Genomic DNA, 15,015 nt, shown 5'->3' with positions numbered 1-15,015 from the left:
GAGACGAAACCCCAGGCCAGAGGCGGATTCGCCAGCAGATCTGCAAATGACTTCATACCGTTCTCCGGAGGTGACGTCATGAGTTCATCCACTTACGTCACCGCCGCCTACGTGCACAAGCTACGACTCAGCCTGACGGAGCGGGACTGGGACGTGATCCGCACACTGCGGAGTGTCCGTCTGGGGAGCAGTCAGCAGCTGCAGACACTGCACTACGCGGGAGTTTCAACCCGTCGGGCTCGGGCATCGCTGACCGCATTGGCTGGCAAGCGTGTCCTGGCGACGATTCCCGGTAGCGTCGGCGGGGCCCAGGCGGGGTCGAAGGGCCGCGTGTACGGCCTGGACGTGGCGGGGGCCCGGTTGGCCGGGATCGACGCCGGAGCGCGTGGGGTGCGGCCGTGGGGTCGGGGGAAGGCGTTTCTGGCGCACACGTTGGCCGTGACCGATCTGTACGTCGCGCTCACGACGGCGACCCGACAGACCGATCTTGAGTTGATGAGCTTCACCGGGGAGCCCCTCTGCTGGCGGCCGATCCCGGGACCATTGCAGCCGAACGTGATCAAGCCCGACGCCCATCTCATCGTGCGGACCCACGGCTACACCGATCACTGGTTCGTCGAGATCGACATGGGTACCGAGGCGCCGGTGGTGGTGGCCCGCAAGTGCCAGGTCTACCGCCGGTACTGGCTGAGCGGCAGTGAGCAGGTGCGCACGGGCCTGTTCCCACTCGTGCTGTGGCTGGCACCCGACGAGGCGCGGGTGGCCCAACTGCGGTCGGCTATCTCGAAGCTGCCTGTGGAGGCGCGTCAGCTCTTCGTCGTGGCGCTCCAGTCCGAGGCGACCGCGCGGCTCAAGCAGGGGGCCGCCTAGATGAAGCACTTGGCCCGCAACCAGATCCTCACCGGCGACGCCCTCACCCGGCTCGCCGAACTGCCGGATTCATCGGTCGACTGTGTCGTGACCTCCCCGCCCTACTTCGCCCTGCGCGACTACGGCACGGCTGGGCAGCTTGGCCTGGAGGCGACGGTTGAGGCGTGGGCGGCCGCCCTGACGGTCGCGCTACGAGCGGCCGCCCGGGTACTCAAACCAACTGGGGCGCTGTGGCTCAACCTCGGCGACAGTTTCCCCGGGATCGTTAGCGGTAGGCCCCGGCCAGGGGAGGGTCCGCTGCCGCACCCGAACGGCTGCTCGTGCAGTTGGCCGTGGTCGGCTGGCTCGTTCGTAACAAGGCTCATCGGGCGAAGACGAACGCCATGCCGACCTCGGTACGCGACCGGTTGGCCTTGACGTGGAGGCGATGCCTGTCGCGCCGCTCCCCAGCTACCACTTCGACCTGGAACGCCGCGAGCGCGCGCATCGCAGCGCTTCGCGGGAAAGGGCGGCGAAGCGCAACGGCACCGACAAACAGGCAGCTGGCGGCTGGTCCGGGCCGCTGGCCGCCAGCCGGGGCGGCCTGGCGACCATGAAAGCCGAGGGACGCGCCGGACACCCATTGGGCAAGAACCCGGGCGATGTGTGGAGCCTGGCGACGAGCGGATACCCGGGCGCGCACTTCGCAACCTTCCCGCCCGCGCTCGTGCGCCGTCCCATCCTGGCCACCTGCCCACGCTGGGTGTGCAGCCACTGTGGCCTGCCCTGTGGCCCCGATCGATCGCTCCAGTTGGCCACAGCCGGTCCGCATTGTGAGCTGGCCGTTGATCCCCGGCCCGGCGTGGTGCTCGATCCGTTCTTCGGTTCCGGCACAGTCGGTCTCGTCGCTCAGGAGCTGGGCCGGGACTGGGTCGGCATCGAGCTGAATCCGGTCTACGTGCAGCTGGCCGCGCAGCGGCTGGGCCTGGGCAGGGACGACGGTCCACCCGTCGCGGCGGCGGCATGATGCTCCGTGCTTCATCGACGGTCTGCAGCCGAACGCGTCACCCATCCGGGTGGCCGGCTGCAATCCCACCGAGGAGGTCCGATGTCCGAACCAAGCGGACGCGGCTACAAGACCATCGCCGTCCGGTTGCCCGACGAGGAGCACGCGCAACTGGTGCTCATCGCCGCGCTGGAGGAACTGTCGCTCAATGACACCCTCCGCCAGGCGGTCCTGGCACTCATCGAGGTCAAGCGGGCCGGAGGCGACCTGGCAGCCCAGGCCACCAAAGCCCTGGCCGAGATGGAGCAGGAGGCCGCGATGAAGCGAGCGGCACTGCAGGCTCCTGATGCGGGCCCGGCAACGGCGAGCGATGCCGCAGGCACAGAGCCGCGCGGGCGAAGCCGCCGCACCAGCACGACCTGATATCGGGCCGCGCGCCGAGTGCGGGAGGGAGAGCGACACCGCTTCCCCTCCCGCACTCACCCAACAATCAAAGTCAATATCAGATGCTCCAATTTAACCAGATAAGGACAGCCTGTCCTTTAGGAAGAATGGTGTGGAACCAGGGCAACAATTCCTTATAGAATCGATGAAGAATGGACCGGAGGAATTATCAAGGTGGTCAATAATGTCTAGAAAGAACCTACAACCCGTGAATGACGAGGTCGTCAGACTCGGTGCCTACGTGCAACAACTTCGGTCTGCGCGCAACCTGTCCATGCGTGGATTGGCGGCCAAGGCGGGCGTGGATTTCTCGTACATCTCGCGCATCGAGAAGGGACTTGTCGGAGCACCAACCGCCCGACAGCTGTACAAGATCGCGCGGGCGCTCGATATCGAGGTGGCCGACCTCTACTCCGAAGCTGGCTTCGTCGATCCCCACGGACTGCCGGGCTTCGTGCCGTACCTGCGCACGAAGTACAACCTGCCCGACGAGGCGATCCAGCAGCTCCAGGCGCACTTCGATCTGATCAACGACAAGTACCACCCCGCCAAGACCGATGGGGATGCGGAGAACGCGGATGCGTAGCGCACTCGCAGCCATCCGGGACTTGGTGCCGCTGCGCCGCCTGTCGAAGGCCGAGGCGCTCGATGCGGCCGAAGCTCAGGCTGAGGCGTTGCTGCGATGGCTGGAAGTGAGCGGGCCGCCGGTACCTGAGGACCTGATCGCCAGCCTGCCCCACCTGCAGGTCGAACGATTCCAACCGGACGCGGCAGCCTCCCGCTGCAACGCATCGGCCGCCACGCAATGGAGCCGGGGACGTTGGCTGATCATCATCAACGGCGCAACCCGGATCGGGAGACAGCGCTGGAGCCTGGCACACGAGCTGAAACACATCCTTGATCACCCGCTGGAGACGATCGTCTACGCCAAGGACGCCGCGGAGCTGCGCGAACAGGCAGCCGACTACTTCGCGGGCTGCCTGCTAGTACCTCGCCGCTGGCTGCGCGCCGCCTGGCGCTCGGGCATCCACGACGCCTCGGTGCTGGCCCGCCGGTTCGGTGTGACCAGACGAGCCATCCGCATCCGCCTGCTTCAGACAGGACTGGTGGACGCGAAATCCCACTACATCGTGAAGGAGCGTGACATGAATGAAGCCTTGATCGACACCGCCCCGGCGGTGGCCAACAGCCCCACCCCAACCAAGCGAGCCGTCATCTACCTGCGGGTATCCACGGCCAAGCAGGCCGACAAGGACGAGGACGCTGAGGGGTACTCGCTGCCTGCGCAACGCGAGGCCTGCCTGCGTCGGGCAGAGGCGCTCGGCGCCGAGGTCGTTTGAGGAGTACCTGGATCGCGGCGAGTCAGCCAAGACAACTGACCGGCCGAAGTTCCAGCTGATGATGCACCGCATCCGCTCGATGCGAGATGTTGACTACGTCATCCTGGACAAGATCGACCGGCTGGCCCGCAACCGCCGCGACGACGCCAACACGATGTTCGAGCTGCAAGCCTGCGGGGCCCAACTGGTGTCGGTGAAGGAGAACATCGACGAGAGCCCGGCCGGTCAGTTGCTGCACGCGATCATGGCCGGCATCGCCGAGTTCTACAGCCGCAACCTCGGCACCGAGGCGCTCAAGGGCATGACCCAGAAGGCCAAGACCGGCGGAACACCCGGGAAGGCCCCGATTGGGTACATCAACACCCGGCAGCGCATCGAGGGCCGCGAGATCCGGGTGGTGGTCGTCGACCCCGACAAGGCCCCGCACATCCAGTGGGCCTACGAGACATATGCCACCGGCGAGTGGACAGTGCGCATGATCGCTGAGGAACTGGCCGAGCGAGGGGTGCGGTCCGAGCGCGGCGCTCGTCGGGGCAATTCACTGGCCCTGTCCTACGTCGCCAGACTGCTACAGAACCGCTACTACGTCGGCTTCGTAACGTTCAACGGCATTGAGTACGCCGGGCGACACCTGCCACTCGTCACCATGGACACGTTCGAGCGGGTCCAAGAAGTGCTCAAAGCGCACGACGCGTCCGGGGAGAAGCAGCGGGTCCACCAGCACTACCTCAAGGGCAGTCTGTTCTGCGGGCAATGCGGCCGCCGGCTGTCGTTCACGCTCGCCAAGGGCAAGTACCCCTACTTCATGTGCCTGGGGCGGCACCAACGCCAGAGTGGCTGCCTGCAGCCATACCTCGATGTCGAAGCCGCCGAGGTCGCCGTAGAGAGGTACTGGCGGAACCTGCGACTGGACGACGGCCTGACGGAGATTGTCCAACAGGGACTGAGGGTCGAGTTGGACCGACAGAACGAGCGGGCCATGCCAGAGATCCGACGGGCACGCGACCGCGTGAACCAGCTCACGGAGGAGCGCCGCCGGTTGGCGCGCGGGGTCATCACCGGCTCCATCCCTGAAGACCTGGCGCGGGAAGAGCAGGAGCGCATCGCCAAGGACCTACGCCAAGCCGAGCGGATCCTGGAGACCTCGGTCATCGTGTACAAGCACATCGAGAAGGATCTGGTGCGCACCCTCGGACTGCTCGCGCACATCGACGACGCCTATCGGCTGGCCGGACCGCTCGTCCGTCGCCGAGCCAACCAGTTCATGTTCGCCAAGATCTACATCGATGGCACCGAGGATGGCCCCCTCGTCACTGGCGCAGACCTGCTGGAGCCATGCGCCACGCTGCTCAACCCGGACTTCCACGCCCGGATGACCATGAACACAACGAACCCCGACCATGATCTTTTGGGTCGGGGTTCGATTATGAGAACTTTGGTGCCCCCGAGAGGATTCGAACCTCCGACACACGGTTTAGGAAACCGATGCTCTATCCCCTGAGCTACGAGGGCCAGCCTGCAGAGATCCTAGCGCCCCGCCCGCCGCGTGCTCCGAACGTGCAACTCGCAGCCCGCCCGAAGGCAGCCCGGTCGTCACGACCGGGCGACATCCCGACTTCACCGATGCCCAGGAGGACCACGCACCCATGGACCTCGTTGCAGCCCTCCGGACACCCGCCGCATGATCCCTCCCTGATCGAGATACCGCTGACGTATATGAGGTGTGCAGGATCCGAGGGCAACACCCGCACTCCGCCGCCGCGGGAGTTATCCCGCCCAGGACTCGGCGTTGATCGGCGCGAGCTCGGGCTTATCCCCAGGCACTTGTCAAACCTCGGCCGACGTTCGGGTCGGGACTTTCTGCGAACGTATCTATAGTGATACGATCACAGCATGTCGAGAGGGTCAGCGGTGGCAGCGCTGTCTACGGTCACTGCTGGACAGTGGGGCATGATCACTGCCGCTCAAGCCCGAGCACTGGGGGTGACGCGGGTAGAGATCAGCCGGCTCGTCGCTGACGGTGCGCTCGAGCCCGTCCCCGCCGCGGCCCGGGTCTACCGGCTGGCAGGTGCCCCGGTCGACCCTGACCGTGACCCGGTCCGCGCGCTGTGGCTACAGCTGGGCGCCGCCCGTCCCACCGAGGATCGTCGCCGCTCTCCCGACGCGGTCGTCGCGGCCCGGTCAGCGGCACTGGTCCTGGGCCTGGGCGACCTGGCCGCCGACGTCCACGACGTCTACGTCACCCGGCGGCGGCAACTACGCCGCCGCGACATCCGGCTCCGGGTCCGTGCACTGCCCCGCGCGGACTGGCAAGTCACCGACGGCCTGCCGGTCTGTACCGTGCCCCGGATCGTGTCCGACCTGATGTCCACCCACGAAGAGGGTGAAGCCCTCGCCACGATCTGCCGGGACGCACTCACCCTGGGACTGAGCGACCACACCCGCCTGGCCGACGTCATCGCCGTCCACGCCGCCGCCTACGGCGCCGCGCCTCCCCAGGTCCTCGTCGCGTCCCTGCTCGGTCCGGCCCAGGGAGACCTGAGTGCCCACTGACGAGTCCCCTACCCGCATCAGCGTTCGGGTGGCGCTACGTGATCGACTCGCGGCCCTGACCACGCAGGCATGCGGGGCTCTTGCAGGCGCAGTTCCGCCTCACGAACGGGCACGTCATCACCGTTCCGTTCACCCTGCAGGCAACCTGACCCGCCGTGGAGCCCGACCACTAGCCCGCGGCGACGTCCGGCGGCGGATCCGAGGTCGATCCACGGATCGTGGCTAAACATCATATTCCTGTCGCCGACTAGTATGTTTAGGTGATGCGTTAGGAGGTTTCAGTGCTGTCCTTCACTGTGCTCGAACGATCCATCGGCGTTGTTCCATCCCACGTCGTGACCACCCTGAGTCGCATCGACACAGGGCGCGGCCGTGAGGATCTCTTTCGGAACCAACTCCCCACCCTGCTGACCGACCTGTCCCATCGGGCGCGGGTCGAGTCGATCACCGCTTCGTCAGCGCTCGAGGGTGTCGTCGTCGCTGACCGAGTCCGGGCAGCGCAGATCATCGCCGGGAGAGCGCCGGCTCTGCGGAACCGCAGCGAGCAGGAGTTCGCCGGATATCGGGCCGCTCTGGACTACCTGTTCACGGAGAACTGGCGCCCATTGAACGTCGGGCTGCTGCTCCACCTGCACATGCTGCTGTTCTCCCACACGCCCGGCGGTGGTGGAGGCTTCAAGAGCAGCGACAACCTCGTCGTGGATCGCTCACCCGACGGGACCATCGAGGTCCGTTTCGTACCGGTACCCGCGAATCGGACGCCGTACTACACCGCCGAACTCGTCGAACGCTTCAACGCCGCTCGACGGGCACAGGAACACCATCCCCTGCTCCTGATCGGCCTGTTCGCCCTCGACCTGCTCACCATCCACCCGTTCAGCGACGGGAACGGCCGGGTGGTGCGCGCCCTGACCAATGCCTTGCTCGAGGATGCCGGATACGGTGTCGGCAGGTACGTCTCCATCGAGCAACTCATAGCCCAGACCGCAGCGGCGTACTACCAATCGCTCCTGGACTCCACCCACGGCTGGCACCAGGAACAGAACGACCCGTGGCCGTGGTTGCGCTACTTCGTGGGCGTGACAGCACAGGCCTACGACGCCTTCGAGCAACGTGCCACATCCGACCGATCGACAGGCACCAAACAGCAACGCGTGCGCGACTATGTCCTCGAGCACGCGCCTGCGGTATTCCGCATCTCCGACATCCGGATCGCCCTACCGGGAGTGTCCGACCAGACCATTCGCCTGGCGTTGGAGCGGATGAAGAACGACCAACTCATCGCCGTCGACGGCACTGGCCGCTCAGCCTCCTGGCACAGACACTCGAACCCTTCAATGCCGTGACCCTCATCCGCGACCGACGGGCGACTCACGACGACTCCTCACTCGGCCGCCCCGCCATCCGGGTTGGCTGCTTCCCCTGGGGAGAGCCGAACGGGCCGCGTGATACACCCCGCGACCACCTGTCCACCGGGCCGGTCCGCCGACGCGCCGTCCTCAACGTTTGAGGGCGTCCCGCAGATTGACGGCGAGCAACACTGCCGCGGCCCCGGCGAAGGTCCAGGCGAGCACGATGCGCCAGTCCACGACCAGGTAGTACAGCCCCACCAGCAGCGCCGCGGCCAGGAACAGCCGCCCGATCACCGACAGGAACCGGCCCCGCACCAGCCCCTCGACCGAGAGCAACAGCACCACCCAGACCAGCGCCGTGATGCTCGCGCTCACCGCGATGGTGGGCATGATGATCGCGCTGATCCCGTACAGCAGCACCGGGGTACTGATGACCGCCCACCCGGCGAGCAACCGGCTGCGCAGCCCCCTGACCGATTCCAGCGGCGTGCGTCGATGCCGCAGGTGTGCCTGCGGATCGGCCACCGGCGACGCCTGCCCGAGCGAGGCCTGCATGCGCGCCCGCTCGTCCCGCAGCAGCGTGATCTCCATGTTCATCCCCAGGATCCGCTTCTCCTCGGGGACGAGGCTGCGCACCTCGGGTGAGGCAGGCGCCAGTCCTGCCGCCGAACGCTCCAGGGCGACTCGAGCCGGCGCCACCTCGGACTCCAACTGGGACAACCGATCCCCCAGTTCGGCCAGCCGTGCCCCGATCAGCGCCGCCTCGACGTCCGCGTTCGGCGCCACCTTGGCCAGCCCGGCCCAGCCGACCGGATCGGCCCACGACTGGCGCACCGTGCCGTCGCGCTCGTAGCGCGGCCCCGCCGGACCCCGCTCGCCGCCGAGCCGGTCGCGGGTGTCGTGCCCCCACAGCCCGCGGTAGTCGCGCACCCACCCGGTCGACTCGTTGATCACCACCGGGTGCCACGCGTCCCCGCCTGCCCCGATGACGCGACCGTCACCCCGGGCGTAGTCGACGTAGGGAATCCCGAGCCCGCCGTCCACCTCGCTGCCCGGCCACGGCGCCACCAGCCGCCCGAGCCGCCGCATCACCCGCACCAACCCACCCAGGGTCGGCGTCGCGACCGTGATCAGGTAGTCGCCGGCGAGATACGCCCCCGAATGCGACCCCGCCCCCGCGAACACCACCGGATGGCGTCCGTCGACCAGGCTCAGATCCGGGTCGTCCCAGCGGCGCCGCAGGTCATCGCCGGTCTCGTCGTGCGCCGAGAACACCACCCAGCGCGGTTCGGGCAGGCCATCGGCGCCGGGCTCGCCCGCGCCGTCCAGGTAGATCGTGACCTGTTCCCAGTCCGCCTCGTGCTCGTTGACCCCACCGAACGCCGAGCGCCAGTTGTTGAACGCGTAGAAGAACCAGTACTGGCAAACGATCCAGTGCCCGTCGCGCACCACGCGGCCGTAGTAGGTGGGCTCATCCGGCGCCAATTGGCGCTGCTGCAGCAGGAACGAGCGCGCCGCACTGCCGCCCGGCACACTGCCCCGGAACACCAGCGACACCCGGCTGAGCGCATCGACCATCCGCGCCAACATGCCCACGGCGGCCAGTCGGCTGCCACCCTCGAGCCGCGGCGGCCGGTCCTTGATCGGGATCGTCAGCCGGTCGGGCTTCACCCCCGTCGCGATCCCCGACAGTGCCTCGCCCAGCCCCTGGGTGACCGCACTGCTGGCGACGAGCCCGGGCAGGTCGAGTGTGCCGGGCCGGGCCACCATCTGCGACCCACCCTCCTGCGGAGTGCTCCACAACGCAGCCTGCGCCACGTAACGCTCGACCGAGACCGGATAGAAGTACTCCCCGCGGGTGAACCGGATCACCGGCTCGTACGCACGCAACAGCACCTCGTCGTCCAGCTCACCGTCGGGCATGCCCGGGACCCTAGATCAGCGGCGCTGCCACAGTCACCCTCCCGCCGAGAAGCGCGAGGGCCGGTAGCGTCGTGGCGTCATGAGTGCCACCCTGCTCGCCCGCGGCCTGGCCGCCGCGCACGGCGACCGCCCCCTGTTCTCCGGCCTCGACCTGGTGCTCACCCCCGGCGACGTGGTCGGACTCGTCGGCGCGAACGGCGCCGGAAAGTCGACCCTGCTGCGCCTGCTCGCCGGCCTGGCCCACCCCGAGGACGGCGAGATCACCCGCTCACCGGCCTCGGCCGTGATCGGCTACCTACCCCAGGAACCCGATCGCCGCCCCGGCGAGACGGTGCTGGCCTTCCTCGGACGGCGCACCGGGGTCGCCGAGGCCCATGCCGCCCTGGACGCCGCCACCGCGGCACTCGCGGACGGCGCGGCGTCCGCGGGGGCCGCCCTGAGTTCTGCTCCGTCGGCCGAGGACGCCTACAGCGAGGCCCTCGACCGCTGGCTGCACCTGGGCGGCGCCGATCTGGACGAACGCGCAGAGGCGGTCGCCACCGACCTCGGCCTCGGCGTGCGGCTGGACGCCGAGATGACCTCGCTGTCCGGTGGTCAAGCGGCGCGCGCGGGCCTGGCCTCGCTGATGCTGTCGCGCTACGACATCTTCCTGCTCGACGAGCCCACCAACGACCTCGACCTCGACGGCCTGGACCGGCTGGAACAGTTCGTCACGCAGCTGCGGGCCGGCGTCATGGTGGTCAGTCACGACCGGGAGTTCCTGGCCCGCACCGTCAACCGCGTCGTCGAGATCGACCTGGCGCAGCAGCAGATCGGCGTCTACGGCGGCAGCTACACCGCCTATCTGGACGAGCGTGAGCGCGCCCGCCGGCACGCCCGCGAGAACTATGACGAGCACGCCCGCAAGGTCGGCGACCTCACGGAACGGGCTCGTACCCAACGGGCCTGGATGGAGAAGGGCGTCAAGAACGCCCGCCGCAAGGCCAAGGACAACGACAAGGTCGGCCGCAAGTTCCGCACCGAGCAAACCGAGAAGCAGGCTGCCAAGGCCCGCCAGACCGAGCGGCTGATCGAACGGCTGGAACCGGTCGAGGAACCGCGCAAGGAATGGCAGCTGCGGATGGAGATCGCGGTGGCTCCTCGCGCGGGCGCCGTCGTGGCGACCGCCCGCGGCGTCGTCGTCCGGCGGGGCTCGTTCACCCTCGGCCCGGTCGACCTGCAGGTCGACTGGGCCGATCGCATCGCCATCACCGGCGCCAACGGCTCGGGCAAGTCGACACTGCTCGCCGTCCTGCTCGGTCGCCTGACCCCCGACGAGGGGGCGGCGAGTCTCGGACCGTCGGTCGTGGTCGGCGAGATCGACCAGGCCCGGTCACGGTTCGACGGCGATCAACCCCTGCTGCGGGCGTTCGCCGACCAGGTGCCGACCTGGCCCGAGGCCGAGGTCCGCACGCTGTTGGCCAAGTACGCGCTCACCGCCGCGCACGTGCACCGGCCGGCGTCCTCGCTCTCACCCGGCGAGCGCACCCGAGCCGCGCTGGCCCTGTTACAGGCCCGCGGCGTCAACCTGCTGGTGCTCGACGAGCCGACCAATCACCTCGACCTGCCCTCGATCGAGCAGCTCGAGCAGGCCCTCGACAGCTACCCGGGCACCCTGCTGCTGGTCAGCCACGACCGGCGCCTGCTGGACGCCGTCCGGGTCACTCGGCGGCTGATCATCGAGGGCGGCGGCGTCACCGAGGCCGACGCCTGAACCGACCGGGTCGAGAGCCGGCACCGACCACCCGGTCAGCGGGCGGCGTCCGCCAGCTCACGCAGATAGGTGCGCAGCTCACTCTGGCTGGGGACCCCTCGCGGGGTCGGCACCGAGGTGGCCAGGCCACCCACCGCACCCTCACCCCGCGGATCACGCGCGTACCGCGTCAGGTGGGCGCCCACGGGCGGCAACAATGCCGCTGAGTGCGACCGCACGTCAGCCGTTCCCGGCCGGCCAGATCTCATGAGGCACACTCTGGACCCGAACTCTTCGTTACGACATACTCACCCGCAGCTATCAGCCATACTCCCGAGCCCCTGATCGGCCGCTCAGGAGGACCCACACCGGCGGTCCGGACGACCTGAACAGGCAGGTCAGGGGGCCGACTGGGTTCATCCGTGCAGCTCTGGCACCCCGAAGTCCCCGCCATGCGCGACAATGAACCAGTACCGCTCCACGGGGGCCGCTGACGCGCGCCATCCGCCGCACTGATTCCCGTCTCCCAGCTCGTCCAGGGGATCCGGGAAGGAGGACCATGGCATCCGCCGGGCAGTTTGTTCGGGAACGCATTCCGATTCCTGCCAGCGTGCCCGAAGCCGGGCGGCTGGTGTTGGAGCTGGTCGCCAGCTCACGCGATTCCCAGGCCGAGGCGGCCGGGCCGATGACCTTTCGGCTGGTGCGCAAGTACCGGCCCACCTGGGCCTCGGTGACCGGCTTCCTGATCGCCCCCCTGTTCGTGCGTAACACCGAGGTCTGCCGTGTGGCCGTTATCGAGGCCCGCGTCGGCGCCGAGCTGCTGCTCGAGGGGGCCATCGACCCCGAGCTGCACGACCGGCTGGTCCAGCTAGGTCGCGTCCCCGAGGCGGCCCGCGTCGCCACGCTCGGCCCGCGCCCGGTACCGCAGGCGTTCTCGCCGCATCCCGCGCCGCCGCCGCCAGCACCCCAGCAGGGCTACCAGCCGGCTCCGGACGTCGTCGACCTGCGTGACTCCGCCCGGCCGATCGACCCCGCTGCCGCCCGCTCCCGGCGGGACGAGTTCGCCGATCTGATTCCGCCGCCGCTGCTGCCTCCGGGTGCCCCCCAGCCTCCGTCGGGTCCGGCACCCTCCTTCATGCCGCACGAGCCCGCGCCCTACGACGGCGGCAACGGGTCGAACAATGGCTCCAACGGTGGTGGCCGCCTGCCGAGCGCCTTCCGCTCCCCCCAGGAGGACGCGCAGCCGGCCAACCTGGCCCACCCCCCGTCGGCGCCCCCGGCCCCGATCGCCCCGCCCCGCGCCGCGCCGCCCGGGTGGCCGCCGGTGCCGGCGGCCCCACACCTGCCGCCGAACGACTTGTTCCAGCCGCCGCCGACCCGCGTGGGTCCGAGCATGGGCATGCCTCCATCGCAGCCGGGAGCCCCTGGCCTGCAACGCATCACGGTCACGGTGGACACGGGTGAGGTATCGGCGATCGAGCGCGTTCTGATCGTGGGCCGCGCCCCCAGCCGCCAGCAGCACGACCCCGATGCGGGGCTGCTGACGGTCAATGACCCCAGCCTCTCGGTCTCCAAGACGCACCTGCTCATCGAGTCCGACGGGGCCGGGCTGTGGGTGGTCGACCGCAACTCGACCAACGGCACCTGGATCGACGAGGGCCGAGGCGCGCTCCGTCCGGTACCGGCCAATCAGCGGACGCCGGTGCCCCCGGGTGCGCGGGTGCTGATCGGCGAACGCGTGTTGACCTTCACCCGTCAGGGCTGACCCGGCCTCGACACCGAGCCCAGCTCGTGATCAGGCGCGGTAGTAGCACACCAGGTCGGCCACGGTCAGTTGCGACCCCGGCTGCAGGGGGTAGGGCATCCAGGAGTTCATCGTCTCCTGCTCGCCACCCGGCGCGGTGAGCGTCGAGCCGTTGCGAGAACCCAGGTCGATGGCGAACGGCCCCGTGGTGCCGACGTCGATGCGTAGGTGATTGCGTGATACGCCACGTCCCTCACCGCGCACCGTCACCAGCCGAGCCGGGCGGTCACGGTCGGTTTGGGACGGCGCCCGCCCGATGATCACCGGACCGTCCACGACGACCTCGGTCCCGTCGCTGAACACCAGGACGCCGATCAGAGCCGACGACGCACCGCCCACGGCCGGGGTGGAGGTCACCTCGGGTTGGGCCGGCTCGACGTGCTCCACCGGCGGGGCCGGGGGCGCCTGCGGCGGGGCGACGGGTGCAGCGGGTGCGACCTGCGCCGTCGGCTCGGCCGCCACCGGCGCAGGCTGTTCCGAGGGCGCCCAGAACTGCTCCGGCTCCACGGGCTCGGCCGGCTGAGGCTCGGCCTGCCAGGGCTGTTCCGCAGTCCACCCGGTCTCCGCCGGCTGCGCCGGGGACATCCACGAGAAGTCGCCGGCATCGCTCGGCTCGGCACTGACCGGGTCGGCGAAGGGATCGACGAACGGCTGAGCCGGCGCGGGCCGGGAGCGGACCTGTTCGGCGTCCTCGCGCGAGGGTTCCCTCACCACCGGTGCGGCGACCTGCGCCTCGACCACGTCGGGTGCGATCACCGCGGGCGCGACCAGGCCGGCGATGACGTCCTCGGGCGCCACCACGTCGGGCACGACGTCCTCGGGAACGACGTCCTCGGGCACGAACTCGGGCTCGAGCTCGGGCGCCAGGACCTCGGGCTCGAGGACCTCGGGCGCCAGGACCTCGGGCGCGATCGTCTCGGGCGCGATCGTCTCGGGCGCGACCAGGCCCGACCACTCGACCTCACGCTGGTCGACCGGCGGCGGCACCGGAACGGGGATGGCCGCCGTCGGAGCAGCCGCGGGCACGGGTGCCGACTCGACGGACGACAGCGGTTCGGCCGGCTGGACGGGCGGGGGCGCCAGTTCGGCCGGCACGGAGGTGTGCCGGGCCGCGCGGCGTCCCCGGGGCGCCGTGGAGAGGCGCTCGGCCACAGGGTCGAGCGGCAGGCCGGCTCGGATCTCGGGCACCGCGGTGTCGATGCCGATCCCGTGGGTCGGCACCTCCTCGGGAACATCGTGCGGCGTCAGCGACCAGTCGGCGGGCCCATACCGGCGCCGCGGGTGAGAACCCAGGCCGGGCGAACGGCGGGTGCGCTGGTCACCGTTGCGATCGCCGGGCCGACCGGCGACCGAGGCGGGGGCGGCGAACAGGTGCCCCTGAGCGGGGGCATCGAGGACGGTGCGGGCATCGAGTCGCGTCGAGGCCGCCGACCGGGGCGTCCCGACGCCGGCAGCGGCATAGCGACCGGCCACCAGGCCCATCCGGCCCGGCGCCGGGGCAGGCTCGGCGCTCTGCCACGACAGCATGTCGGCGAGCACGGCCCCTACCGCGATGGGCAGGGCCACACCATCCGAGCGGCCTCCGGGCCGCGTGAACCACAACACGTCGTCCAGCGCGGCACGTTCCTCGCGCCGTCCACCGTCACCCCGCACCACCCGCTCGCTGCCCGAGGGCTGCTGAACGGTCAGCTCCAGGCCGCCACCGATCACCAAACGGACCGATTCGGCCTCACGCACGGCCAGGGCAAAGTCGAAGGACTGCGGGGCCGTGTGCTCCACGAGCAGGTCGAGGGCGGCGTCCAGACCCTGGCCGGCGTCCACCGCACGCCACAGGGTGTCCAGAACAGGGCTGGGCACCTCCGGGTCGATCAGCACCGCCGCGGTCCGTGACACCAAGGCGATCCACTCGCCCGGCGAATACGTCGCCCCGGGAGTCATTCCGCCCCCTCTCCGCCCCATATTGCACCGGCTTCGTGACTTTGCGTAAGCGACACCAGATCTTCCTGGCCACC

Annotated in this window: 12 protein-coding genes, 1 tRNA gene and 3 pseudogenes; 11 read left to right on the top strand and 5 right to left on the bottom strand. The window is 69.4% G+C overall.

Annotation, left to right across the window (positions count from 1 at the left end; translation table 11 throughout):
* The first annotated feature begins 78 nt into the window (after window positions 1-78).
* The 7 genes and pseudogenes from IPK24_05650 (at window position 79) to IPK24_05620 (ending at window position 4,531) form a co-directional block, all read left to right on the top strand.
* On the top strand, window positions 79-870 hold the full coding sequence (locus IPK24_05650; GenBank protein ID MBK8075052.1) for a replication-relaxation family protein: 792 nt from the start codon (window positions 79-81) through the stop codon (window positions 868-870).
* Window positions 871-1,876, top strand: a pseudogene (locus tag IPK24_05645) (site-specific DNA-methyltransferase). It begins immediately after the preceding gene.
* An 81-nt stretch (window positions 1,877-1,957) separates the two neighbouring features.
* On the top strand, window positions 1,958-2,278 hold the full coding sequence (locus IPK24_05640; protein ID MBK8075051.1) for a hypothetical protein: 321 nt from the start codon (window positions 1,958-1,960) through the stop codon (window positions 2,276-2,278).
* A 229-nt stretch (window positions 2,279-2,507) separates the two neighbouring features.
* Entirely contained in the window at window positions 2,508-2,885 is a 378-nt protein-coding gene (locus tag IPK24_05635) for a helix-turn-helix transcriptional regulator (GenBank protein MBK8075050.1), read from the top strand.
* Complete coding sequence (locus tag IPK24_05630; GenBank protein MBK8075049.1) at window positions 2,878-3,639, top strand: ImmA/IrrE family metallo-endopeptidase; 762 nt, start codon at window positions 2,878-2,880, stop codon at window positions 3,637-3,639. Before IPK24_05635 ends, IPK24_05630 begins: the two co-directional genes overlap by 8 nt.
* Window positions 3,563-3,967 (top strand): annotated as a pseudogene (locus tag IPK24_05625) (recombinase family protein). Before IPK24_05630 ends, IPK24_05625 begins: the two are co-directional and overlap by 77 nt.
* 318 nt (window positions 3,968-4,285) lie before the next feature.
* Window positions 4,286-4,531 (top strand): annotated as a pseudogene (locus IPK24_05620) (recombinase zinc beta ribbon domain-containing protein).
* A 222-nt stretch (window positions 4,532-4,753) separates the two neighbouring features.
* On the opposite strand, the gene IPK24_05615 reads toward IPK24_05620, so the two are convergent.
* A complete protein-coding gene (locus tag IPK24_05615; GenBank protein ID MBK8075048.1) occupies window positions 4,754-5,005 on the bottom strand; it encodes a hypothetical protein in 252 nt (83 codons plus the stop codon).
* A gap of 70 nt (window positions 5,006-5,075) precedes the next feature.
* Window positions 5,076-5,151 (bottom strand) — tRNA-Arg (locus tag IPK24_05610).
* A 438-nt stretch (window positions 5,152-5,589) separates the two neighbouring features.
* Here IPK24_05610 and IPK24_05605 point away from each other — a divergent pair.
* The gene (locus IPK24_05605; GenBank protein ID MBK8075047.1) at window positions 5,590-6,192 is read left to right on the top strand and encodes a type IV toxin-antitoxin system AbiEi family antitoxin domain-containing protein; all 603 of its coding nucleotides are present in this window, start codon (window positions 5,590-5,592) and stop codon (window positions 6,190-6,192) included.
* Window positions 6,193-6,473: 281 nt separating this feature from the next.
* Window positions 6,474-7,538 carry a Fic family protein gene (locus IPK24_05600; protein ID MBK8075046.1) on the top strand — a complete coding sequence of 355 codons (1,065 nt, stop codon included), beginning with the start codon at window positions 6,474-6,476 and terminating at the stop codon, window positions 7,536-7,538.
* 153 nt (window positions 7,539-7,691) lie between these two features.
* On the opposite strand, the gene IPK24_05595 is transcribed toward IPK24_05600, so the two are convergent.
* Complete coding sequence (locus IPK24_05595) at window positions 7,692-9,467, bottom strand: hypothetical protein (protein MBK8075045.1); 1,776 nt, start codon at window positions 9,465-9,467, stop codon at window positions 7,692-7,694.
* A 79-nt stretch (window positions 9,468-9,546) separates the two neighbouring features.
* Here IPK24_05595 and IPK24_05590 point away from each other — a divergent pair, with 79 nt between their 5' ends.
* A complete protein-coding gene (locus tag IPK24_05590) occupies window positions 9,547-11,220 on the top strand; it encodes an ABC-F family ATP-binding cassette domain-containing protein (GenBank protein MBK8075044.1) in 1,674 nt (557 codons plus the stop codon).
* Window positions 11,221-11,255: 35 nt separating this feature from the next.
* On the opposite strand, the gene IPK24_05585 is transcribed toward IPK24_05590, so the two are convergent.
* Entirely contained in the window at window positions 11,256-11,405 is a 150-nt protein-coding gene (locus IPK24_05585; GenBank protein ID MBK8075043.1) for a hypothetical protein, read from the bottom strand.
* Between the two features lie 353 nt (window positions 11,406-11,758).
* Here IPK24_05585 and IPK24_05580 point away from each other — a divergent pair, with 353 nt between their 5' ends.
* Entirely contained in the window at window positions 11,759-12,964 is a 1,206-nt protein-coding gene (locus tag IPK24_05580) for an FHA domain-containing protein (protein ID MBK8075042.1), read from the top strand.
* 30 nt (window positions 12,965-12,994) lie between these two features.
* Here the strand turns inward: IPK24_05580 and IPK24_05575 are convergent, their stop codons facing one another.
* Window positions 12,995-14,941: an FHA domain-containing protein gene (locus tag IPK24_05575; protein ID MBK8075041.1), complete on the bottom strand. Its 1,947-nt coding sequence runs from the start codon at window positions 14,939-14,941 to the stop codon at window positions 12,995-12,997.
* Window positions 14,942-15,015 lie beyond the last annotated feature (74 nt).

It is taken from the genome of Kineosporiaceae bacterium (assembly GCA_016713225.1).
GTDB lineage: Bacteria > Actinomycetota > Actinomycetes > Actinomycetales > Kineosporiaceae > JADJPO01.
The sequence above is the reverse complement of the archived record's forward strand: the minus strand, read 5'-3'. Positions and strand labels throughout refer to the sequence as shown.